Origin of the sequence: Litorimonas taeanensis (assembly GCF_003634015.1) — a bacterium.
GTDB lineage: Bacteria > Pseudomonadota > Alphaproteobacteria > Caulobacterales > Maricaulaceae > Litorimonas > Litorimonas taeanensis.
The window spans coordinates 157,262-180,316 of record NZ_RBII01000001.1; the positions used below are offsets into that span (position 1 = coordinate 157,262).

Genomic DNA, 23,055 nt, shown 5'->3' on the forward strand with positions numbered 1-23,055 from the left:
CGCCTGTTCAGGGAATCCAAACATGTCCGCGTGGGTTTGTGATAATAATTAAATAGTGGAGCCTTTGACGAGGTTCAAGGGGTGGGTGCCGCGTAATTTGCCTCTTTATGTTTCATCACTATCAATGCTCGCACCCTCACTTTGGCGCTTATACCATGACACGTGGATTCATAATTCTCTCGGGGTCTATGGCACGTTTGATCGCTTTTAAGAGTGCATATTTGGTAGGACTTGCGCGTTGAGCAAGGTCGTCAAACTTCATCGTGCCTATGCCGTGTTCAGCGGATATCGAGCCGCCTAACGCATCACATATATCAAAAATAGGTTGGGAGAGAGCGTCCCAATTGGCTAGAAATTCTTTTTTATCGGCCCCTTCAGGCTGGGCTATGTTGTAATGAATATTGCCATCACCAAAGTGGCCGAACCCTACAGGGCGACAACCTGGCACGACTTCTTGCATCTTGGCATCGGCAAGGCGAAAGAATTCGGGAATTTTATCAATGGGTACTGTGATGTCATGTTTGACAGAGCCTCCAAGGAATTTTTGACCCGCGCTCATATGTTCACGGATGGAAAGAATGTCGGCGGCTTGGGTCTCGTTTTGGGCGATGACAGCATCGAGAACTTTTTTAGCCTCAAACGCTTTGCCTAATATATTTTCGGCTAGGGTCATACCTTCTGCTTCACTCTCAACTTCCCAATCACACAGAAGATACCACGCATAGCTGGTGTCAAATGGATCGCGAATAGAATCAAAGCCATCGATAACGGCATGATAGCCTATGGCAGGCATGACTTCGAACATTGCCAGTCGCCCACCAGCGCGAAAATCCTCTAGTAAAGATATCGCAGCTTCTACACTGTCCAGCCCAATAAGTGCCCTCTGAACATATTTGGGTTTTGGAAATAATTTCAGTGATGCGGCTGTAATAATGCCTAACGTGCCTTCTGCCCCTAGAAAGAGACGGTTCAAGTCATAGCCAGTATTATCTTTGCGCAGGTTGGTTAGTCCGTTGAAAATATCTCCGTTAGGTAAAACGGCTTCGACGCCAAAAACTAATTCTTTGGTAGTTCCATATTTTAGGACGTGATTTCCGCCTGCATTGGTTGAGAGAACACCGCCTACTGTACAACTGCCTTGGCTTGATAACGTCATCGGGAATTTACGGTTTTCTGCATCAGCGGCGTCTAAGACATTCTGCAAAACCGCGCCTGCCTCAACAATCAGGCTGTTGGCTGTCGTGTTAATTTCGCGAATTCTTGTCATATGTTTTAAGGTTATGAGGACTTCCCCCATTGGGGTATTACCACCAACTAATCCCGTATTTCCGCCTTGGGGCATAATAGAAATTCTATGTTCGGCGCAGAGTTTTACTGCATCTGAAACATCTTGGGTGCAACGCGGTGTGAGCATAAGCGGTGTCTTCCCAAAATATTTATCGCGCCACTCGGTCAAATGCGGAGCGATAATATCAATATCCTGTGTCCAGCAATTTTTGGGCAATTCAGATTTTAATATTTCAATTTTGGAAACGGGTATATCTATCGGTTGAGTCATTTAGATTGAGGTGACTTTCCATTGTTTTAAAGCTTTAAGTGGCAAGGCGCCTTCGCGTAAGACTTTTGGACTGCCTTCGGCAAGAGTAACAATTGTCGATGGCAGTGCCGCATCGCAATCTGGTCCATACCAAATATCATCCACATCAACCCCAATAGCTTCTGACGCTTGTTTCGCTGATATAGGGTCTGGGCCGCCTGAACGATTCGCGCTGGTCAGTGCGACAGGATACTCAAGGCCTCGATTTTGTATACGGGTGCGCCATTCGACATCTGGACACCGAATAGCAATGGTGGGTTCACCCTTTGAATTTTTCGCGTACATTTGCGGGGCAAGCTGATTGAAAAAAGTGGGTGTTGCGGCGGGAACGACTAAGGTTAAAGGACCGGGCCAGAACTTTTTAGCCATATTTTGCGCAATACGCGAAAAGTCACCATATTGTTTGGCAATGTCTAGGCTGCTGACACAAAGGGCCAAAGGCTTGTCAAAGTCACGACCTTTAATATCATAAATTCGTCTAACAGCATTGGGTCTATCGGCTCTCGCAGCAAGGCCGTAAACGGTCTCAGTAGGCAAAATGACGATACCATCATAATGCAAAACTTTCAAAACTTCGCGAGGTGTGCCCATGATTGCGTTGCTTTACGGCTCTATTGTTTCTCATTAAATTCAGCTTCAATGCGAAGCGTAACCTTATCGCCTATATTGGCGAGAGTAATCAAATAATCCATCCCCCATTTCGAACGATATATTTCCGCGGTCGCGGAAAACCCAAGAGTTTCGCCGGGGTGCCCAAAGCTTTTGCCTGCTCCGTTGAACTTTGTAATAAGGTCAACAGGGCGCGTTACCCCGCGAAATGTTATATCACCCGTAATAACAGCAGTAGTCTCTCCAGTGGGGGTGATGTCTGTTGATGTGAAACGAATTTCAGGGTGATTTTCAGCATCAAAATATTTTTTATCGGTGATTAGCGTTTTATCAAATTCAGGAAGGCCTGTAGAGAGGCTCATCGGATCTATGATTATATCTACACGGCTTTTTTCTGGGGATTGAGGATAGAAGTCTAAAGCGCCTGTGATGCCATTAAAACGCGCCGTGTAATTGGAAAGCCCTGAATGCGATAAGGACCATGTTACACTTGTATGGTTGGGGTCGAGAATATAGGCCCCTTGCGGTGCAGATGTTGGCGACGGATTGGGCGCCGCCGCGCATGACCCGATTATGCTAGCCCCGATTGCGGATAAGGCGAAGAGAAGAAAAAAACGAATTTTCATATCTCTGTCTAGGTCAAAACGAAGCGGATGTGAATGTTTTACATTTCATGACGTAAAATAATTAAAGCGAGAGAATTGGATTCAGTGAAAGCGCATTTCTTTCTTGATAAGCTATGCGCGGCGCGGCATTCCACTTTGGATGAGTCAAAAACCCAAAAAGCTATCCTCCCGCTCTGGGGAGTTGTCCAAAAAGGACGGTGAAGTGAGTCAAACGTTAAAACAGAAATTTTTCTCTGAGGTCCGGTTTTTCTTGGGGTTGTTTTCATTCCTATTGGCCATGATGACTCTGGTTTGGGGGCATTTTAAAATTCCTAGCGAAAGCATGTTGCCTACCTTAGAAGTCGGTGACCATTTATACGTTTCAAAATTTGCTTATGGTTATTCTCGCCATTCATTGCCTTTTATGTTGCATAAACTACCTTTGCCAGACGGTCAGATATTCTCTCGTTCGCCAAAGCGAGGGGATGTTGTAGTTTTCAGAAATCCTAAAAATGGGATTATTATGATTAAAAGGGTTGTGGGTTTACCCGGAGATCAAGTTCAGGTGATTGGCGGAAAATTACATTTGAATGGAGCTGTCATCCAGCGGACACCCGTTACAAATTATATTTACCGCGAACATAGAGGCCGGGCTGTGGGCGTGGATGTTTATTCGGAAACCCTTCCGGGTGAAGAAAAGAACCATCTTATCTATGAGCAGAATGACCAAAAATATCTGGATAACACAGAGCTTTTCGACATTCCCGAAGGCCATTTCTTTTTCATGGGTGACAATCGCGATAATTCAACGGATAGTCGCGCTGTTGAAGGCCCAGGTATGGTGCCACAAGATCACCTTATTGGAAGGGCAGATTTGCTTATGTTCTCATTCAAGCGCTGCAAAGAAGAAGCCGATATGCGGTGCCCTGAGACCCCTCGTTTTGCAAAGGGACTCTGACAAATGAATGAGGGGGTTTGAACGTGCAGGTGAGGAAGCAAAAATCTGTTGATACTTTGATAATCGCACGTCATGGGAAACCAGCTTTGTCGCGAAAAGTCTTTATGACCTGGAGAGGCTACCGGGAATGGTGGGGACGATATGATGCTGGAGGCATTGTGCCTAATCAGAAAGTGCCGCCTAAGCTTTTGAGGTGGGTTGAGCAGGCCGACTTAATAATATCCAGCCCCTTACGCCGTGCTGTTGAGAGTGCTGAATTTGCGGCGGGTCGAGCTGTAGATTTTACAGATATACGTTTAATTGAAGCGGCCTTGCCGCCGCCGCATTTTGATGGTTTGAAATTCCGTCCGAAAGTATGGGGTACTTTTGCGCGTATTGCTTGGTTTCTAGGCTGGAGCGATGGGATGGAAAGCCATCAAGAGGCGCGACAACGCACGAACGAAATGTGCGATGCGCTCGCTGAACATGCGGCAGGCGGAAAAATTGTCTATGTCTCAGCGCATGGATGGATTAATCGTATGCTCAAAGGGTCATTATTAAAACGCGGATGGAAAATGAAATCGCAAAATGGCGATTTGCATTGGTCGTTTAGGCGTTATGAAAGACCCACAAATTATAATAAATAATATAGGGGTATGCCCCTATAATCCCAAGGATGACCTATGGCCGATAAGCCCCTTAAAGATTTGTCTTTCGAAGACGCGTTAAAGGAATTGGAAGATATTGTCGCGAGGCTTGAGCGCGGTGATGCTCCTCTCGAAGAGAGCATCACGATTTATCAACGCGGCGCCGCCCTGAAAGCACATTGCGATGCCAAGTTAAAAGATGCCCAAATGAAGGTCGAAAAAATTGTCTTGGACGGTAAAGGCTCAGCGGGAACTGAACCTTTTGATGCATAAAGATACGCGCTCTTATGTCTGGTTTTAAATCCCAACTGGCCTCTGTCGCCGCTGATGTTGAGCAAGGGCTCGATAAATTATTACCTGTGCCGCAAGGGCAACACGGTATCGTCGCAGAGGCTATGCGCTATGCTTGCCTCGGTGGGGGCAAGCGCCTGCGTCCATTTCTGGTTATCGAAACGGCGCGCTTATTCGGTGGTGATTTAGAAAACGCCCTTACTGTGGGTTGCGCGTTAGAATGTTTGCATGTGTATAGCCTTGTTCATGATGACTTACCTTGCATGGATGATGATGATTTACGGCGCGGTCGGCCAACCGTGCATAAGGCTTATGACGAAGCCATAGCTGTCTTGGCGGGCGATGGATTGCTAACACATGCCTTTGCATTACTTGGTAGTGCCGCAGCGCATGAGAACCCTTCTATACGCGCGAAACTTGTTTGTGAGCTTGCAGAAAAGGGCGGCGTGGCAGGGATGATTGGCGGGCAAGTTATCGACATGACCGTTGCTGAAACTGATCGCGATGAAACGCTTATTACGCGCTTACAAGCGATGAAGACAGGCGCGCTGATTAAGTTTGCCGTCCGGGCTGGCGCTATCATAAGCGGCGCAAATGATTCGGAAATCATGAGCGTATCCCGTTATGCGCGCGATGTAGGACTCGCCTTTCAGATTCAAGACGATATCTTGGATGTAGAAGGCGACGCTGAATTGATGGGAAAGGCCGTTCAAAAAGACGAAAATCTCGGTAAAGCCACATTTGTGTCTCTGTTAGGCCTCGAAGCGGCGCGAGATAAGGCTAAATCATTGGGAGACTGTGCAAAAGACCATCTTGCCCCTTTCGGAACGCGCGCGCAGACCTTAAAAGACACTGTCGATTTTGTATTGCAACGGCAACATTAAGACGAAAGTCAGAATTCCGTCGCGGACAAAGGCGCAATCGAACGAAAAGGAAGCATGGGAATGGTGAAAACGCCCTTACTGGACAAGGTGAAATACCCCGCCGATATGCGCGGATTCTCCCGTGAAGACCTTAAGCAACTCGCCGATGAAGTCCGAGCTGAGGTTATTGATGCCGTTTCGGTGACAGGAGGGCATTTAGGGGCAGGCCTTGGTGTTGTCGAGCTGACCGTCGCCATTCATGCCGTATTCGATACACCAAATGACAAATTAATTTGGGATGTGGGTCATCAGTGTTATCCGCATAAAGTCCTTACAGGCCGTAGAGACCGTATCCGCACGCTGCGCAAAGGCGGCGGATTGTCAGGTTTTACGAAACGAGCTGAAAGCGAATATGACCCATTTGGGGCCGCTCACAGCTCGACGTCTATTTCCGCGGGAATGGGGTTTGCAACGGCACGAGATTTATCTGGAAAAGATGGTCACGTGATTTCTGTGATTGGTGATGGTTCAATTACGGCAGGCATGGCGTATGAAGCCATGAATAACGCTGGCGCTACGGATTCTCGTCAGATTGTTATACTGAATGACAATGACATGTCGATTGCTCCGCCTGTGGGCGCGATGAGCCATATGCTAGCAAAAATGATTAGTTCTGGCGGATACCAAAAAATGCGCGGCGCTGGCCGTGCTATTGTCAAGGATGCCCCGCGCCCTATTAAAGGTACAGTTCGCAAAGCCGAGGAATATACGCGCGGCATGTTTATGGGCGGCACTTGGTTCGAAGAATTGGGTTTTTACTATGTTGGCCCCGTAGACGGACACGATATGGATGCTTTGCTGTCCGTGTTAGAAAACGTCAAAAACATGAAACGAGGGCCGACATTAATTCATGTCGTGACGCAGAAGGGGAAGGGGTATGCCCCTGCCGAGAATTCTGCTGATAAATATCACGGCGTAAGCAAATTTAACGTGGTTACCGGGGAACAAAGTAAATCCATCCCGAATGCACCTAGCTATACTTCTGTATTTGGTGGCCAATTGGCCAAACACGCAGAAAAAGATGATAAAATTGTCGGTATTACAGCGGCCATGCCGGGCGGAACCGGAATGAATATTTTTGGTAAAGCTTTCCCCGATCGTATGTTTGATGTGGGAATTGCAGAGCAACATGCTGTGACATTTGCGGCAGGTTTAGCGGCCGAAGGATTTAGACCATTTTGCGCTATTTATTCAACGTTTCTCCAGCGTGGATATGACCAAGTTGTGCACGATGTCGCGATACAAAACTTACCTGTTCGTTTTGCGATGGACCGGGCGGGTTTAGTCGGAGCCGACGGTCCAACACACGCTGGTGCCTTCGATATAGCTTATCTTGGATGCCTTCCGAACTTTACATTAATGGCAGCGGCGGATGAGGCAGATCTTGCGCGAATGGTAGCAACAGCCGTTATTCACGATAGCGGACCAATTGGCTTCCGATATGCACGTGGAGAGGCAACGGGTATTGAAATTCCTGAAAATCCAGAGCCCTTAGAAATTGGTAAAGGCCGTATTATGAAGCAGGGGTCTCGTGTTGCAATATTGTCTTATGGAACACGCCTTGGCGAAGCCATGAAAGCCGCTGAACAGCTGGACGTATTAGGTCTATCAGCCACGGTCGCTGATGCACGATTTGCGAAACCTCTAGATAAAGACTTGGTGCGCCGTCTTGCGGATGAGCATGAAGTATTTATCACAATCGAAGAGGGTTCCGTTGGCGGCTTTGGAGCCTTTGTTTTACATGAACTGGCCGATTCAGGACGCTTGGATAAAGGCTTAAAGGTGCGTACAATGACCTTGCCTGATACATTTATTGATCAAGACACGCCTGAAAAAATGTATGAAGAGGCAGGACTTCATGCTGATGCCATTGTTGAAACTGTGTTCAAAGCCCTCGGCCAAGAATTTAATGCACAGATGAATTTGGCCTAAGGCTTTGGTGCGTGCGAGCCGACCAATATCTCGTCACTCATGGGCATTATGAATCACGCGCGCGCGCACAATCAGCGATAAAGGCTGGCAAAGTAACCGTTGATGGCGCCGTGGTGCGTAAAGCCTCTCAAACCATTCCAATAGCTGCTGTCGTTAATGCTGAACCAGAACATCCATGGGTGTCGCGCGGTGGGATAAAGCTCGCCTATGCCTTAGACACTTTTAATTTTGACCCAACGGGTTTGAATTGTTTGGATGTTGGGTCCTCGACAGGCGGGTTTACGCAAGTGCTTTTGGCGAATGGTGCTGCGCATGTTTGTGCGGTTGATGTCGGTCGAGAGCAGTTTCATAATGAGCTGAGAGGACACCCCAAAATTACTTTGTTAGAAAGCCAAGATGCGAGGGGACTAACATCTGAATTAATAGGGTTTTCTCCAGATTTAATTGTCTGTGATGCAAGTTTTATTGCTTTATCCAAAGTCTTGGCCGTGCCTTTATCGCTCGCTGCAAAAGGGGCAAGCCTAATTAGCCTTGTGAAGCCACAATTTGAAGTGGGGCGTGATGGGATCGGGCGAGGTGGTTTAGTCAAAGATAATAGTTTGGCTTTGGCCTCTGTCGCGCAGGTTAAGGCGTGGTTGGACTCTATTGGCTGGGCCATAGAGGGGGAAGGCTTGTCACCTATAAAAGGCGGTTCTGGTAACGTTGAGTATCTACTTAAGGCTTCTTTACGTTAGTAAAATATAAACAGCCCGCCTTTACACCTTAAATACGCTTTAAGTCATAAGATACAAATAGAGGGAAAAGCCTGTATTATTAGGGCGTAAGTTCACCGTGGCCGAGGATATTCAATATAAATCGATAGTGGATAATCACCCTGACATTATTTGTCGGTATGATGTCGATTTAAATATTACCTTTGTTAATCTGGCCGCTATCAAGTTCGCAGGTCGTCCAAGAGAGCAACTGATTGGGAAAAACCTTTCTGATGTTTTGCGTTGGGATAACAGAGAAAGAGTCTTGAAGCTCTTTCAAACAATTACATTTGATAACCCTGTGGAGGTTGTTCAAAGTACACGAGACTTACCTGATGGCGGTGAGGTTTCCATCAGCTGGATTAATACAGGTATATATGACGAAAATGGTAAGATAGTTGAATATCAATCTGTTGGTCGTGATATTTCACTCGCAGCTCAATTGAATGAAGCTTTAGAGCGTAGAAACACTAAACTTGAAAATTTGCAGAAAGAGCTCCGCATTGTAATGGACGCTATGCCAGTGACCATTTGGTACAAAGACGCAAAGAATAATATTTTGAGAACTAACAAATTAGCGGCTGATACTTTGGGGATGAGGGTTGAGGATATTGAAGGGCAAAATACGAGAGATTTGTTCGGAGAGATTGCTGATAAATATCACAAGGATGATTTAAAGGTCATTAATACAGGAAAGCCATTATTGGGATATATAGAACGATATGTCCCGAATGAAGGTAAGCCAGGCTGGGTTCGTACGGATAAAATTCCCTTTAAAGACCCTAACACGAATGAAGATAGAATACTGGCTGTGGCCCTAGATGTGACAGAGCTAAAGGAGAAGGAGGCGCTCCTTGAAACTATTAATCGCAACTTGAATGATTTTGCATCATTAACCTCGCATGATTTACAAGCGCCGCTCCGCCATATTGCTCTGTTTTCAGAAATGGTCGAGCGCGGGTTGGGCGAAGACGCGGATCCGACTCTTAAAAAACACGTTGCTGAGATTCGAAAAAGCGCCAACAATATGCGTAATCTAATTTCTACTTTCCTGAAATTTATGCGGTCCTCTCCTGAAAGCGTTGATCTAGAGCGCGTAGAGGTTCTGTCTCTTCTAAAAGATGTTTCTGCAGAATATACTAAAGAAATTGAGGCGCTTAATGGTGAAATAAATCTGCCCACTACACCCATATATGTAAGAGGAAATACAGAGCTATTAAGCCAGGTTTTACGTAACCTGATTTCAAATGCGATAAAATATCGGCACCACTCCAGAGCGCCTATAATCAATATAACAGTAAAAAGACATCAAGCGATTTGGGAAATCAGTATTTCTGATAATGGTGTAGGCATTCCAGACCATGATAAACCTAATATCTTCAACCTATTTAGCCGCTCTAAACGCCATAGCCACCGCGAAGGAACAGGAATTGGTTTGGCCTTAAGTAGGCGGTTAGTAGCTCTACATGGCGGTAATATCAGCGTTAAGGATAACGCACGTGGTGGAAGCGACTTTGCATTTTCTTTGAATGCTGATAACGGGTAGCGGATGACCAAACTTTTTATCATTGATGATGATCCATTGGACCGCATGCTTATGAAGCTTGCGATTGAGAAGTTAAACGAAGATTATGTTGTTATTGAGCTCGATGGGGCCAAAGGTGCAATTGCCAGCATCAAAGAAGAACAGCCTATCGCGACGCTGCTTGATATGCGTATGCCAGAGGTAGATGGCATAGCTTTGCTTAAATCTATGCGAGAGACAAAAGGATTGCGGTCCCATCCTGTCTTTATGGTTTCTGGCTCATCTGAACCTTCTGACCGTGAACTGGCCGTAGAATGCGGCGCGAATCGGTTCTTCACAAAGCCCTCTTCATTGTCTGGTTATGAAGAACTCGCGAAAGATATCTTATCGCATATTCATTAAATTAAAAAACCCTGCCTAAGCAGGGTGAGATTCTGGTAAATATTCACATCTGCCTAGCGATGCCGGCGGCCATTATGGTGGCGGCGGTTATTATAATGGCGACGGCCTGAGTTGTAATGGCGCGGCGCGCGATAATGTCTATTTCTGTTGCTCAAGTTAATATTGATTGATGTCCTTGGCTGTGAATAGACATAGGGGCTGTAATAAGGCCGCGTTGTTGTATAGTGAGTATAGTGAGGCTGGCTATAGGTTGTCGTATAAGTCGTTGTATGGTTAGGCTGATAGTAGTGGCCATTCGAATAATGTGTGCGCGTACGATAATGGGGTGATGTCGTCCGATAAGTTGTCGTTGGCCGTGTATTATAACCACCGTAATAACCAGTATTTTGATTATAATAGCCACCATGGCTGTAATGTCTGTTGTTGTTTCCATCGCCCGCAATAGCAGCGCCAGCGACACCTCCAATAACAGCCCCTAAAACAGAGCCTTCGGTCCGAGCTCCGTTACCTGCCACTTGGCTGCCGATCACGGCACCAGCGACAGCGCCAATTGCGCCGCCCACGAGTTGTTGGTCGCCATTAGAGCGCTGATGTGAATGATGATAACCCGTATTATGTGCCGAAGCAGCGATAGGGGTAAGTGAAACGGATGCAATAGCGGCAAGGGTGAAGCCGATCTTATAACGCATGGAAGACTCCTTCGATTAGGTCGTATAATAGTCGTATACTGTCGATATTCGTCCCTAAATCCCGACAATCTAAGTTTATACTACTTTAACCAAGATGAATGGTTGCGGAACAAACGGGTCATTTACATTACATTTGAGTCATAAAAAAACCACCTTAGGAAAGGTGGTTTAGAGTTACTAAGTTACTTGTGACGGCCTTAATGATTGCGATTGCAATAGTTTCCGCCATTTGGAGCTTTTATAAGACGCCCGTTTCTATCATAGCGTTTATGACTGTCCGAGTAACAATAATTGCTTGGAGGCGAGACAGGTACGAGCCCATATCCATTTCCGCCGCATTGCCCATTGCTAAGTTTCACCATTCCACCGGAGCACTTATAATGAATGACATTTGGGTTTTGGAGAACGGTTTTAGGTGCTTCTAGACACGTACCGTCACCTTGGTCAGTTGTACCCGATGGGCATTGTGCGGGGATGACAATCGGAGCTTGTCCGACAACTGTCTTGGCCGGTTCTAAGCATGTACCATTGCCTTGGTCTGTTGTACCCGATGGGCATTGTGCCGGGATCACGATAGGATCTTGCCCAATGACAATCTTAGCTGGCTCTAAGCATGTGCCATTACCTTGGTCCGTAGTCCCTGATGGACACTGCGCTGGAATAACAATCGGGGCTTGTCCGACAACTGTCTTGGCTGGTTCTAGACATGTGCCATTACCTTGGTCCGTAGTCCCTGATGGACACTGTGCTGGAATGACAATCGGGGCTTGTCCGACAACTGTCTTGGCCGGTTCTAGGCAGGTGCCATTACCCTGATCCGTTGTGCCTGCAGGGCATTGTGCAGGGATTACGACTGGAGCTGGCTCAACAATACGTTTCGGTGCGGACAGGCAGGTTCCATTATTTTGTAAGGTTGTGCCAGCTGGGCAATCAGCATCAACAACGATGCGTTCTTTCTTCACGATTTCGCGTTGGACGCGAACTTGAGGGGCAGGCACGGGCCGAGAGACAGGAATAACGGGGCCCGCAATATATTCTCCTCGATGTTGGACATTGCCATAAGTCGGTAAAACAGGGCCTGAGTTTTGGCCGATTAATGGGCCGTAAAATGGCCCCGGGGCAGGGGAGCCGACAGAAGGGCCGCCCACATGTCCGCCGCTTACATAGCCAGCCGGTAAACCACCTGTATAGCCTCCGCCGCCGAGTACGACATCTGTGCCTGAAGTATATCCACCTGATGTGTACCCACCAGATGTATAGCCTCCGCCTATGTAACCTCCACCAACGACAACAGGAGCGCCAGGGTTTCCAGCATGATAAATTGGGCGTGAAGGCCCATAGCGTGATGGAGCATTTTGGCGACTTACGCCGTAACCGATTGCACCGCCAATAACGGCCCCAAGCGCCGTGCCTTCTTGGCGCTGTCCTGAACCTGCAAGGTTTGAACCAATCGCGCCGCCAATGCCTGCGCCAATGGCCGTGCCAGCGAGGCTTTGTCCATTAAATCCAGGGTTAAACTGACCTGCATAGGGATTTCCAGCATAATGAGATTGCGAGTTTCCATAAGCCGCCCCCGCTAAACCCCCTGCAACCGCGCCTATGGCCGTATATTCGTCGCCCATTCCATTCGGCGCAAGGTTTGACCCAATAACTCCACCAAGCCCAGCACCGATGGCGCCGCCGAGAACTGTGTTATTGTCAAGATTTCCTAAAAATTGCGCGTGGGCGGCTACAGGCGAAAACGCTAGGGCGCTAACGAGAGCAGCTGTAGCAAGAAAATACTGTTTACGGATAAGTATCATATAGCGTTCAAAGTCTTTGTGCGATTTCGTATTTGATCGAATTCGCGACCCCCTCCCTGATGCCTTAAAGAGGCAAAATTAAAATCGAGCTGAACTTACTCTATTCAAACTCTATCTATCAAAAGGTCTCTCCTAGGGCGCGAGTCTTAAAATTTCCAAAACTTCCAAGAGGAGAGGTGGAAAATAAAAAACCCCGGCCTTTAGGCCGAGGTTTCATTAAAAGGCAGTTGGGGGAAGGCCGATTAATTGTTTCTTAGATTTCACAGCTATGGTTTAACCGCGACGTCCGTTATAATAATAGTTATTATTACGGTTGTTCAGATTGCGTTTCACCACTTTGCGGCGCTGTTTTAAATCGCGAAGTTCCTGTCTAGCGGCAGCCAATCGACGATCTACCCAACGGCGATCATTATATCGGTTTGTCCGTCTTAGGTCGCGAATTTCACGCTCTAAGGTATGAATACGGTGGTCAATACGGTCTAATCTGTTATATCCGCGGTCATAATTATAGTGCCGATTATTGTAGTTTCGATTGCGATTACTATGCGCGACCGTAACGACAGCTGGTTCATAAGTGTTTGTCCGTGTCTGATATGTTGTCCGGACAACCCGGTCGTTCTTCCCGTAACATTTGACGCTTTCATCGCCTAAACCAGCCCCTGCGGCAGCTCCAATTGCTGCGCCAATTAACGCGCCTTCTGTGCCATCACCGCGTCCTGCAACTTCAGATCCGATGACGCCGCCAAGGACAGCGCCTAATACACCGCCAATGACTTGTGCTTCATCATTCTTTTGTTCGCAACGATAGTCACTCGCTGACGCTGTCGCCGGAAGGGCGGCAAAGGCAGTCGCGGTAAGGGCGACTGCAGTAAGTGTTTTGGCTTTCGTAAATAAGGCCATTTTCAGTCTCCTGTCTTTGTTGCGGTTCGGGATTATCCCCGCTCCGTTGATTAGACAGATAGACCTTTACCTCTGAACTGACCCTGACCTCAAAATTCATTTTCTGTTCAGGGAAGGCAGTAGTGTATATATTTCAGAGACTTAAGGAGTTATTTAATTATAAATAAGTGTTTAAAAACTCAGCCGCAAGATCAAATGCTTCTGTAGAGGCAGGTAGAACATCATCAAATATTTGGAAAACGTGAGGTACGGCGTTCCATAATTGTAATGTCGCCGGAGAGCCTGATTCCTTCATTTTGGTGACATAGCGTATGCAATCGTCCCGCAAGAGTTCGTCTGAGCTAGCCTGTACGAGTGTTGGGGGAAGGTTCGAAAGATCCGCAAAAACAGGAGAGACTATCGGGTTGGCAGGAGAAAAGCCTAATTGTTTCTTCATACCTAATAATAAAAATGGGCGCGGAATTTTTAATAATGGCCCAATGAGCGGGCTTAACATTTTATCTTTCCCGATATTTTCGTGAAAGCTCGCGCCCGAGGCCGTAGAATCTGTACTTGGTGACAATGTATAGATTGCATCAGCTTGTCGAAGATTATTATCACGAGACCAATTCGCAATCATATGGGTCAGATTCCCGCCTGCGCTATCACCAGAAATGGCAAGGCTTTGAAGGGGGGCTGGCCCTTCAGGGCCATTTTCGAGAATCCATTTATAGCTGGCTTGCGCGTCATGAATGGGGGCGCTGCGAGGGTTCTCGGGCATTAATCGGTAATTTGGAACAAAGATTGCGGCTTTTGTACGCTTGGCCAAGTTAACCGTAATGGCGCGATGGCTGATATCGCTACCCGCTGTAAATGCGCCGCCGTGATAGTAAAGAATACGTTTGTTGGGGTTATACCCGTCAACGAGTGTCCATCTTCCTGGAACGTGTAAGCCATCCATTACCACGACATCGTCGCGATACTCTGCTTTTAAATCTTTACGGTTTAATCCTGCATTATCAAAGCGTGCTCTTTTAGCATCCCATCCTGATGTGGCGGTGGCGTATTGTGCAGGCTTAACAAAGTTTTCTTCTAGATAGGCGTCAATAATTTCTAGAGGTCTAGAGTTTTCATCGACAATATAGTCAGGCTCATGTTTTCGGTCATAGCGTTTAAGCGACGGGCCACCCAAGGCTCGCATCGTGCCTCTATAGGCAATAAATAAACCTGCACCAATAGTTGTGAGACTTCCGAGTATGGCAAGATGAAACATAAACAGAGCTTAACAGAGTTTCAAAAGGGAAAAAGCCGTAGTTTTGACTTTAATTCATGCAATATAAGGTGGTCGAGATAGCCATAGGTAATTGAATTGGTACTACCCACAACAAATTCTCAACTTTTTTGCTAGGATTTTACATCGCATAGAGGCTATGAATTGATGGCAAATTAAGTTGGGCGAGTTATGAAATTTAGAAATACGCAATCTGGATATGGTCTTATTGCAATATCTTTACACTGGATTGTCGCGGCAGCCTTTATTGCGAATTATATCCTTATATTTTCTCGTGAATGGTTTTTAGATAACAAATCAGACTTAGCCCGAACTTTTATTTCGACACATTTTGCAATAGGTATCACTGTTCTGGTTTTTGTTGGATTGCGGATTTTTTGGCGATTGTTTGAAAAACAGCCCGATGATGTGCCTGCCCCTAAGTATCAACATTTAGCAGCACATAGCGTACATTTTTTGCTCTATGCTTTCATGATTATCATGCCGCTTACCGGCTATCTTGGAACGGGAGGGCCATCGAAACTCTTTTTCCTCATTGAGGTACCTGCTTTTAAAAATACCGCGATTTTTGCAACGGTTGTCGAAGGCTGGATGGGGATGAATTTTGAGACTTTTGAAAAGCCAATGGATTTCATTCACAAGAAAATAGGTACTTATGCGGTGCTGTTTCTTTTTGTACTTCATGCGGGCGCGGCGATTTATCACCATTTCGTTTATAAAGACAGAGTTCTCAAGCGTATGATCGTTCCTGCCAAAGATCATGAATCTTGATGGTTTAGACTACCCCTATATTGTCCACCTTATCTGTGGGGGAAGGCGCCAGAACGTGCTCATCACCCCAAGCGCGCAAAGCCAATAATATAGGTTCTAAAGTTCGTCCTTTTTCAGTCAGGCTGTATTCTACCTTGGGAGGAACGACGGCATAAATTTTGCGGTTGACGATGCCTGACTCTTCTAGCTCACGAAGCTGTTTAGTGAGCATACGTTGTGTTACACTGCCAATCTCACGCTGTAGTTCGTTAAATCGTTTTGTACCCTGCATCAGGTGAAATAAAGTTACGCCTTTCCATTTACCACCAATGACTTCGAGGGCCGCCTCCACAGGGCATCCTTGTGAACACTCATAATGAATATGTTTCTTCATAATATGACCTCAAAATCTACAGTATGCTTTTTGTGGGTATAGAACAAAATAGTGCGTACTTGTGATAAAAGTATCACTGGCTATCTACTCATAGTCAACCCTATGGAGATAAAATTGGAACACGATATTCTGCATTATGCAAAGCACCGTCATACGGTGAAAGCTTATGATGCCAGCAAAACTATACCAGATGATGTTGTTGAAAAACTGAAAGAACTTCTGCGCTTTAGCCCCTCGAGCGTCAATCTACAGCCTTGGCATTTTATTATGGCGTCAACGCCTGAAGGTAAAAAACGTATTACCAAAGGCACGGATGAGAAATATGCTTTTAATAGTCCTTCTATACTTGCCGCGTCTCATGTCGTCGTTTTTGCGAGCCGATTAGAGGCTACAGAAGCTCATATGCAGGCTCTACTTGAACAGGAAGATAAAGATGGCCGTTTCGATGCGGATACAACTGAAATGAAGGCAGAGCGGAAAGCCGGCATGGCGGGAGGCCGCAACTTATTTACGAATTTACACAAACAAAATTTCAAAGATGTTCAGCATTGGATGGATAAACAAGTGTATCTCAATGTCGGGCACTTTTTGCTTGGCGCTGCAGCTTTGGGCATTGATGCTACGCCGATGGAAGGTATCGACGCCGAAGCCTTGGATGCGGAATTTGATTTAAAGGCCAAAGGGTTTTCAAGTCTGGTTGTTGTGACGCTTGGCTATTCTGATCCCGAAAATGATTATAATGCAGCGCTACCGAAATCACGTTTGCCTTTGGAGGCTATTCTAACCGAGATCTAGTGTCCCCCCGAAAGTGGGGTGACTATCCCAAGTCTCACAACCCCACTTGTCCCCGGTGTCTAAGTTTATGGTCGGCGAGTACAATCGCCATCATAGCTTCGGCAACGGGGACACCCCTTATACCAACGCAAGGGTCATGACGGCCTTTGGTTTGTACATCTATCTCTTCACCTTTTGATGTAACAGAGCGTGTCTTTTGCATCATAGAGGAGGTTGGTTTAATAGCCACACGGCAGACAATTTCATCGCCATTGCTGATCCCCCCTAAAATGCCGCCAGATTTGTTAGACAAAAATTGAGGGCCATTGAGCCCGGCGCGCATTTCATCAGCATTATCAACGCCTGTCATACCCGCTGTTTCAAACCCTGCGCCGATTTCAACGCCTTTTGCCGCATTTATACTCATCATGCCCATGGCAAGGTCAGAATCAAGTTTGCCGTATACGGGCGCGCCCCATCCTGCGGGAACGCCACTGGCTCTAATTTCAAGAAGCGCGCCAACAGAATTCCCATCCTTACGAATGGAATCGAGATAGCCTTCCCATTCTTTTGCCGCGGTAGCATCTGGACACCAAAAGGGATTTTTTTTCGTTGTATCCCAATCCCAATTTTCTGGGTTGATTTTCATCTCACCAATTTGAACCACGGCACCACGAATAGTGACTTCGTCGCCCAATACTTTGCGTGCAATGGCCCCAGCCGCCACACGATTAGCGGTTTCCCGAGCAGAGCTACGTCCGCCGCCACGATAGTCCCGAATGCCATATTTGGCATCATAAGTCATGTCAGCGTGCCCCGGACGATATCTATCTTTGATATCGGAATAATCACGTGATCGCTGATCGGTGTTATCAATCAATAAAGAGATTGGTGTTCCCGTTGTTTGGCCTTCAAAGACACCTGATAAGATTTTCACGGCATCTGGTTCACGGCGCTGCGTAACAAAACGCGACGTTCCAGGTTTGCGTAAGTCTAGGAAGGCTTGAATATCAAGTGCGGTTAGAGGGATGCGGGGCGGACATCCATCTACGACACATCCTATGGCTGGACCATGGCTTTCGCCCCATGTGGTGAATCGAAATAACTGACCAAAACTATTATATGACATGGGGGTCTCTTAACGATAGCGGCGGAACCTCGCTAGGTAAAACTGACCCTTTATTGGATAATCATTTGGAACCATGACGAGCTTAGCCCGTTCTTATTTCAACAGCCCATGCTGAAAGGTGTGGGGAATAAGAATTTAAAGGATAAGATTATGCGTAATATTTTAGTAACGACAATAGCGTCTACAGCGATTGTGGGTTTGGCCGCCTGTTCTTCTATGTACAATGAGAGTGACAATAAAAATGTCATGAATGAAGCTTGTGAAGCTCGAACAATGGCAGTGTTTTTTGACAATGATAGCGCTGATTTTGATCAAGCTGCACAGACTGAATTAAATGCTGTGGCCTCTGCTTATGACGGTTGTGAAATTTACCGAATTGAAGTTGCTGGTTATGCGGACTCGATAGGGGATAGTGACTATAATCTTGAATTGTCGGATAAGCGTGCAGAAAACACTGTGTCTGCGCTGATGCAGCGCGGCGTAACGGCGAACCGTATCAGTATTGTGCCTATGGGCGACCGTACGGCGATGAATACAGATACTTCAGATGCGTGGGAGCGGCGAGTAGTCATTACATTAACGCCGTATGCGGGATAAACTCTCAGATAGCAGAAAAAGAAAAACGGGCTTAGCGGCCCGTTTTTTTTGACTGAATATTAAAAAGCGCGCGCACCCGCCCTAACGCGTATCGATTGTGGGGCTGGGGGAATAAGCGTTTCATAGGCAGATTTGGCCTGTAAAAAGGCTTTCATATTGGCGTATGGGCTATCTGGATGAAAGAATTTTGCCTTTTTTCGCCATGCGGCACGGATGTCAGCTTCGCGGGCGCCCATGTGGAGACCCAGTGTCATCATAGCTTGTTGCCGTGTCATATGTGGAGACCCTTTTCTTGTTTACATTCCTTAACGGAAGATTTTTTATTATCCCTAACAGAGGGTTTATATATGGTGCAGAGTCGTTAATATCGCCTCAAAAAGCATGGTTAATTTTTGCTTATTTTGATTTTCAACGTCGATTTTTGTCGAACAAATGGAGTGCCTGATGAAGCCTTCCGATGACCTTATTCCAGCGACGCCATCGGCAGCGAGCTATGCGCGAAATGCACGCCCGCCTTTGCACAAAGCCGCCGCCGATAATCCCTATACCTTGTTCGAGACTTGGTTGTCCCAAGCGGTGGATACAGAGCTTAACGATGCAAATGCCATGTCTTTGGCAACTCTAGACGAAAGTGGCATGCCTGATGTTCGCATCGTATTATTAAAAGATGTCGATGCACGCGGTTTTGTATTTTACTCAAATGCTCTAAGCGCAAAAGGACAGCAATTACAACAAGGTAAGGCTGCGCTTTGTTTTCATTGGAAATCCCAACGACGCCAAGTGAGGATACGCGGTGAAATTGAAACTGTTTCAGAGGCCGAGTCAGACTCGTATTTTTCAAAACGAGCCCGTGGGTCCCAAATAGGCGCTTGGGCGTCTGATCAGTCTCGACCCGTAGAGAGCCGGCAAGCCATGGTTGATAAGGTTAAAGAAATTGAAGCAATATATGAAGGGCAGGACGTGCCGCGTCCTCCACATTGGATAGGGTGGCGAGTAAAACCTAATTCGATTGAATTTTGGCAAGACGGCGCTTTCCGTTTGCATGATCGGCTTTCATTTACCCCTTCAACCAAAGGGTGGAAGAAAACACGTTTGTTTCCATAATCGAAGCTGTGGCATATTTAATGGGGGTTAACCCCTAGAGCCCCTAGGCATTTCGTTAAAGCTCTGATACCGTGTCTTTATGGAAGGTTTCATATTCATTGGGTTCATTATTCTCCTGTCCTTCATTTTTTCCAAAAAAAACTCGGGGGCTGTTGGGAAAGCAAATACACCCATGGACAATCTGGGTGTACCGCAATCGCTACAAAATAAATGGCGAGCGGAGGATCAAAAGACTTATCTTCGCCATCAGGATTCGTCAGCGGCTCAAAGACCCCAAAATAATCAGCCCTCTAACCTAGTGCGCTTACAAGGAAAGAAGGTCGATGTCTGGTCTTTAGGAGAAAGTGCGGCCAATTCTGCACTGCGCTCTGCCCAGAAAATGACTAAAGAATCCTTCGGTTCAAAGTCTCGTCAGAAACAGTTAGAAGATTCTGAAGACAGGAACATAGAACAAACCAAAAATTTGGCGCGTTCAGGCGATGGGGTGCCAATAGATAAGAATTTTAATCGACGAGATGATTGGGGCCACCGCGGCGCAGGAAAGACGGCTGTTGGCCCTTTTATCGCAGCGGTCGTAACCGCGGTATTTATTGCCGTGTTTTTTATAATGTATTGACCGAACCAAACGCGAATTTAACATAGCTATAGAGTCCATAAATGAGTGAAAATAAAAACCCCGCTTTACGTACTGATGTTACGGTTCCTCCGCAAAAAGAGAGTGGCCTAAAACGCCGAAATATTCGGAAATGGGTTCTTCGTATCACTTTAGGCTTTGCTATCCTTTCTCCACTTGTTTTTATTGTAGGGGCAATTGGGGCAAAACTCGGCCTTTGGGGATGGCAATTTGGTTTAGGGACATTAACCAGACAGGTCGGCCCAAAAGTCCTTATGGCATCACTGGCATTAGGATTAATCTCTCTTTTGTTGGCTTATTTTGTACGCCCACGAAAAGGGTTCTTTATTGGCGCTGTGGCTGTCATTCTTCCGGTTTTAGGTTTTGCACATTTAAAATCAGTTCAGAGCACAGCTCAAAAATTACCAGCCATTCACGATATTACAACTGACACACAAGATGTACCAAAATTTGGTGCATTAATACTCGCTGAACGCGCTGAAGTTGAGGGCGTGAATACGGTTGACTATATCGGTAAAATGGCTGCAACTCGAGATGCAGAAGGTAACAGAGGGCAGAAATTAGTCTCTGTCTTACAAACCAAAGCTTATCCTGATATTCGCTCTATCGTCATCGGCGACGACAAAGAGGTGGCTTTTGGCAAAGCAAAGGCCGTAGCCGAGCAAATGGGGTGGGATGTTAAAGTTTCTGACCTTTCAGAAGGCCGTATCGAAGCAACAGATACGACATTTTGGTATGGGTTCAAGGATGATGTGATTATACGCTTGCGTGACTCAGAAGGCGGCGGGACGCTCATTGATGTACGCTCTGTCTCTCGTGTGGGACGTTCAGATTTAGGTAAAAATGCGGACCGTATCCGTAAGTTTTTAGAGAAAATGAAAGCCGGGGATTAAGCGAATCAAAGCTTACATTTATTAGAATGTATAGGCGTGAGAATAGTCTTTTAAGCAAGGAACCTTAATCGAAACTGGGTGTTGTGTTTGCATGGTATGTATTAACATGACAGAAGTTAAATCGATTGAACAAGAGTTTTTCGACTTTATCAAAGAGGCGAGTTTCCCATGTGTGGGCGCAAAGTCGGCACTTGCACAGAGGGCTATAAAAACTCTTGAGATGAGTGAGTTTTCCGACACAAGTGAAGATTTAGCCTTATATTTAGCGCTTATTAATTTCGGAGAGTCTTTGGATTTGGACAGCCCAATCATACAGTCTTTTGCTGCTATTTTCTCAGAGACTAATACAGGCGATGAAGTTGAATTCGAGAAGATGTTATGGGCTCGTCTTCGCGCATTGCACAGGATTGATACATTTATGGGCGTCGAGTGGAGTGAAGACGCAGAACCCGACCCTCATTCTCCTAAATTTTCCATGAGCATTGGCAAGACTTCATTCTTCATCATTGGATTGCACCCTAATGCATCCCGCCCCGCTAGGCGTTTCAAATACCCAACATTTATTTTTAACTCTACAGCGCAATTTGAGAAATTACGACAAGATGGACGGTTCGCTAAAATGCAAGAGATCATTCGTATTAGGGATAAAGCTTTAGCTGGTGACCTCAACCCTATGCTTAATGACTTTGGTGAAAAGTCAGAGGCTCGGCAATACAGTGGCCGTAAAGTACCAGAGAATTGGGAAGCGCCCTTTAAACCTAAGGAGCCTGTCAATGTCCCGCTGCCGTATAAAACCTAGAACAGGAACGAGTTTCATAATAAAAAAAGGTCAGTATTTAAAGGTTACAGATCCAGAAGGCCAACAAGTGTCTGACATGCTGGCCTATAATGCGGCTGACAAAAGAGAGTATATATCATCGGGGCGTAGTTTTGATTATGCAAGCCGCATTTTTTTGACAACTGGAGACGTTCTTTACAGTAATCGTAGTCGCCAATTGATGACGATTGTCAATGATGAAGTCGGTAGGCATGACTTCACTTTAACGCCTTGCTCTAAGGATACCTTTAGAATAATTTATGGGGACAAACAGCCTCATCATGGGTGCCAAGGAAACCTAGAGCGGGCGCTCGCGCGACATGAAATTGAGCCGGATAATATACCCTGTGCTTTCAACATTTTCATGAATGTCGATGTAAACGGCAGAACAGGCGAAATCAAAGTTCTTCCGCCTCTCAGTGAGGCAGGTCAATCGGTAACATTTCGTGCGGAAATGGATTTGATTGTTGCACTGACAGCCTGTTCTGCGGGGCAATCAAATAACTTCACTTATAAACCTATCGATTACGAAGTGCTCAATACTCTTACGGTGGAGAATTAGATTTATGTTTCCAACAGCCTCAATAGAAGCAGAGATAACACTAAGAATTTTGATTCTAGCTCCAACTGGATTGCTGTGGGTCATTTTCCTTGTCAGAGTAATTGGGCTGCGTACTTTCTCAAAAATGACAGCTTTTGATTTTGTGGCTACAGTAGCTGTAGGGTCTCTTTTAGCGAATGCCGCAACAGCAAGTTCATGGCCAGCTTATTGGCAAAGCGTCGGTGGGATGGTTCTTATTCTTATCAGTCAAGCGTTTTTGGCCCTTTGGCGTCAAAGAACGAATATTGCGCCTATTATTTTGGAAAATGAGCCTCGTATTCTTTTTAGGGAGGGCGTTTGGAGGGAGGAAGCTTTACAGCAAAGCCGCACGACAAAATCAGACATTTGGGGTAAAATGCGAGAGGCAAATGTTCTGGACCTGAACGACGTAAGAGCCGTAATTTTAGAAACGACGGGGGATATTTCTGTCTTGCATGGGGAAAAGTTGTCCGAAGAAATATTAACGGGTGTTTCTGATTGA

At 46.2% G+C, this 23,055-nt stretch carries 27 protein-coding genes; 17 read left to right on the forward strand and 10 right to left on the reverse strand.

Annotation, left to right across the window (positions count from 1 at the left end; all coding sequences use genetic code 11):
* Window positions 1–148: 148 nt before the first annotated feature.
* Genes DES40_RS00715 through DES40_RS00725 form a run of 3 tightly spaced genes read right to left on the reverse strand, consistent with a single transcriptional unit; the run spans window position 149 to window position 2,832 of the window.
* On the reverse strand, window positions 149–1,558 hold the full coding sequence (locus DES40_RS00715) for an FAD-binding oxidoreductase (RefSeq protein ID WP_233345318.1): 1,410 nt from the start codon (window positions 1,556–1,558) through the stop codon (window positions 149–151).
* On the reverse strand, window positions 1,559–2,188 hold the full coding sequence (locus DES40_RS00720) for an L-threonylcarbamoyladenylate synthase (protein ID WP_121098666.1): 630 nt from the start codon (window positions 2,186–2,188) through the stop codon (window positions 1,559–1,561). It abuts the gene before it with no gap.
* A gap of 20 nt (window positions 2,189–2,208) precedes the next feature.
* Complete coding sequence (locus tag DES40_RS00725) at window positions 2,209–2,832, reverse strand: YceI family protein (protein WP_121098667.1); 624 nt, start codon at window positions 2,830–2,832, stop codon at window positions 2,209–2,211.
* A gap of 202 nt (window positions 2,833–3,034) precedes the next feature.
* Here DES40_RS00725 and lepB point away from each other — a divergent pair, with 202 nt between their 5' ends.
* The 8 genes from lepB (at window position 3,035) to DES40_RS00765 (ending at window position 10,220) form a co-directional block, all read left to right on the forward strand.
* Window positions 3,035–3,769, forward strand: coding sequence for a signal peptidase I (gene lepB, locus DES40_RS00730; RefSeq protein WP_170144818.1), 735 nt, complete (start codon window positions 3,035–3,037; stop codon window positions 3,767–3,769).
* 23 nt (window positions 3,770–3,792) lie between these two features.
* Entirely contained in the window at window positions 3,793–4,395 is a 603-nt protein-coding gene (locus tag DES40_RS00735; RefSeq protein ID WP_121098669.1) for a histidine phosphatase family protein, read from the forward strand.
* A 36-nt stretch (window positions 4,396–4,431) separates the two neighbouring features.
* Window positions 4,432–4,668 carry an exodeoxyribonuclease VII small subunit gene (locus DES40_RS00740; RefSeq protein ID WP_121098670.1) on the forward strand — a complete coding sequence of 79 codons (237 nt, stop codon included), beginning with the start codon at window positions 4,432–4,434 and terminating at the stop codon, window positions 4,666–4,668.
* Between the two features lie 14 nt (window positions 4,669–4,682).
* Complete coding sequence (locus DES40_RS00745; RefSeq protein WP_121098671.1) at window positions 4,683–5,570, forward strand: polyprenyl synthetase family protein; 888 nt, start codon at window positions 4,683–4,685, stop codon at window positions 5,568–5,570.
* A gap of 60 nt (window positions 5,571–5,630) precedes the next feature.
* The gene (dxs, locus tag DES40_RS00750) at window positions 5,631–7,541 is read left to right on the forward strand and encodes a 1-deoxy-D-xylulose-5-phosphate synthase (RefSeq protein WP_121098672.1); all 1,911 of its coding nucleotides are present in this window, start codon (window positions 5,631–5,633) and stop codon (window positions 7,539–7,541) included.
* An 11-nt stretch (window positions 7,542–7,552) separates the two neighbouring features.
* Complete coding sequence (locus DES40_RS00755) at window positions 7,553–8,275, forward strand: TlyA family RNA methyltransferase (protein WP_121098673.1); 723 nt, start codon at window positions 7,553–7,555, stop codon at window positions 8,273–8,275.
* Between the two features lie 97 nt (window positions 8,276–8,372).
* Complete coding sequence (locus DES40_RS00760) at window positions 8,373–9,839, forward strand: PAS domain S-box protein (protein WP_121098674.1); 1,467 nt, start codon at window positions 8,373–8,375, stop codon at window positions 9,837–9,839.
* Window positions 9,840–9,842: 3 nt separating this feature from the next.
* Window positions 9,843–10,220, forward strand: a complete 378-nt coding sequence (locus DES40_RS00765) for a response regulator (protein ID WP_121098675.1) — start codon at window positions 9,843–9,845, stop codon at window positions 10,218–10,220.
* 53 nt (window positions 10,221–10,273) lie between these two features.
* On the opposite strand, the gene DES40_RS00770 is transcribed toward DES40_RS00765, so the two are convergent.
* The 4 genes from DES40_RS00770 to DES40_RS00785 all read right to left on the reverse strand — a co-directional run bounded on the left by DES40_RS00770 (window position 10,274) and on the right by DES40_RS00785 (window position 14,863).
* Window positions 10,274–10,909, reverse strand: a complete 636-nt coding sequence (locus DES40_RS00770) for a glycine zipper 2TM domain-containing protein (RefSeq protein WP_121098676.1) — start codon at window positions 10,907–10,909, stop codon at window positions 10,274–10,276.
* Window positions 10,910–11,106: 197 nt separating this feature from the next.
* Window positions 11,107–12,711: a hypothetical protein gene (locus DES40_RS00775; RefSeq protein WP_121098677.1), complete on the reverse strand. Its 1,605-nt coding sequence runs from the start codon at window positions 12,709–12,711 to the stop codon at window positions 11,107–11,109.
* Between the two features lie 273 nt (window positions 12,712–12,984).
* Entirely contained in the window at window positions 12,985–13,611 is a 627-nt protein-coding gene (locus DES40_RS00780; RefSeq protein ID WP_121098678.1) for a glycine zipper 2TM domain-containing protein, read from the reverse strand.
* A gap of 157 nt (window positions 13,612–13,768) precedes the next feature.
* Window positions 13,769–14,863 carry an alpha/beta hydrolase gene (locus DES40_RS00785; protein ID WP_121098679.1) on the reverse strand — a complete coding sequence of 365 codons (1,095 nt, stop codon included), beginning with the start codon at window positions 14,861–14,863 and terminating at the stop codon, window positions 13,769–13,771.
* A gap of 189 nt (window positions 14,864–15,052) precedes the next feature.
* On the opposite strand from DES40_RS00785, the gene DES40_RS00790 reads away from it, so the two are divergent.
* Window positions 15,053–15,652 carry a cytochrome b gene (locus DES40_RS00790; protein ID WP_121098680.1) on the forward strand — a complete coding sequence of 200 codons (600 nt, stop codon included), beginning with the start codon at window positions 15,053–15,055 and terminating at the stop codon, window positions 15,650–15,652.
* Window positions 15,653–15,656: 4 nt separating this feature from the next.
* Here DES40_RS00790 and DES40_RS00795 read toward each other — a convergent pair whose 3' ends face one another.
* Window positions 15,657–16,025, reverse strand: coding sequence for a winged helix-turn-helix transcriptional regulator (locus DES40_RS00795; protein WP_121098681.1), 369 nt, complete (start codon window positions 16,023–16,025; stop codon window positions 15,657–15,659).
* Between the two features lie 102 nt (window positions 16,026–16,127).
* Here DES40_RS00795 and nfsB point away from each other — a divergent pair, with 102 nt between their 5' ends.
* On the forward strand, window positions 16,128–16,820 hold the full coding sequence (gene nfsB / locus DES40_RS00800) for an oxygen-insensitive NAD(P)H nitroreductase (RefSeq protein WP_121098682.1): 693 nt from the start codon (window positions 16,128–16,130) through the stop codon (window positions 16,818–16,820).
* 34 nt (window positions 16,821–16,854) lie between these two features.
* Here the strand turns inward: nfsB and aroC are convergent, their stop codons facing one another.
* Entirely contained in the window at window positions 16,855–17,928 is a 1,074-nt protein-coding gene (gene aroC / locus DES40_RS00805) for a chorismate synthase (protein WP_121098683.1), read from the reverse strand.
* Window positions 17,929–18,078: 150 nt separating this feature from the next.
* On the opposite strand from aroC, the gene DES40_RS00810 reads away from it, so the two are divergent.
* Window positions 18,079–18,525: an OmpA family protein gene (locus DES40_RS00810; protein WP_170144819.1), complete on the forward strand. Its 447-nt coding sequence runs from the start codon at window positions 18,079–18,081 to the stop codon at window positions 18,523–18,525.
* A 59-nt stretch (window positions 18,526–18,584) separates the two neighbouring features.
* On the opposite strand, the gene DES40_RS00815 is transcribed toward DES40_RS00810, so the two are convergent.
* Complete coding sequence (locus DES40_RS00815) at window positions 18,585–18,800, reverse strand: DnaJ domain-containing protein (protein ID WP_121098685.1); 216 nt, start codon at window positions 18,798–18,800, stop codon at window positions 18,585–18,587.
* Window positions 18,801–18,969: 169 nt separating this feature from the next.
* Between DES40_RS00815 and pdxH the strand changes: the two genes are divergently transcribed.
* From pdxH to DES40_RS00845, 6 genes are all read left to right on the forward strand, one after another.
* Window positions 18,970–19,629 (forward strand): pyridoxamine 5'-phosphate oxidase, encoded by a 660-nt coding sequence (pdxH, locus tag DES40_RS00820; RefSeq protein WP_121098686.1) that lies wholly within the window; start codon window positions 18,970–18,972, stop codon window positions 19,627–19,629.
* Window positions 19,630–19,801: 172 nt separating this feature from the next.
* Entirely contained in the window at window positions 19,802–20,245 is a 444-nt protein-coding gene (locus DES40_RS13315) for a hypothetical protein (protein ID WP_233345321.1), read from the forward strand.
* A gap of 41 nt (window positions 20,246–20,286) precedes the next feature.
* Entirely contained in the window at window positions 20,287–21,156 is an 870-nt protein-coding gene (locus DES40_RS00830; protein WP_121098688.1) for a DUF1499 domain-containing protein, read from the forward strand.
* 106 nt (window positions 21,157–21,262) lie between these two features.
* Window positions 21,263–21,955: a guanitoxin biosynthesis heme-dependent pre-guanitoxin N-hydroxylase GntA gene (gene gntA / locus DES40_RS00835; protein ID WP_170144820.1), complete on the forward strand. Its 693-nt coding sequence runs from the start codon at window positions 21,263–21,265 to the stop codon at window positions 21,953–21,955.
* Entirely contained in the window at window positions 21,930–22,535 is a 606-nt protein-coding gene (locus DES40_RS00840; protein ID WP_121098690.1) for a DUF1989 domain-containing protein, read from the forward strand. Before gntA ends, DES40_RS00840 begins: the two co-directional genes overlap by 26 nt.
* Before the next feature lie 4 nt (window positions 22,536–22,539).
* Complete coding sequence (locus DES40_RS00845; protein ID WP_121098691.1) at window positions 22,540–23,055, forward strand: DUF421 domain-containing protein; 516 nt, start codon at window positions 22,540–22,542, stop codon at window positions 23,053–23,055.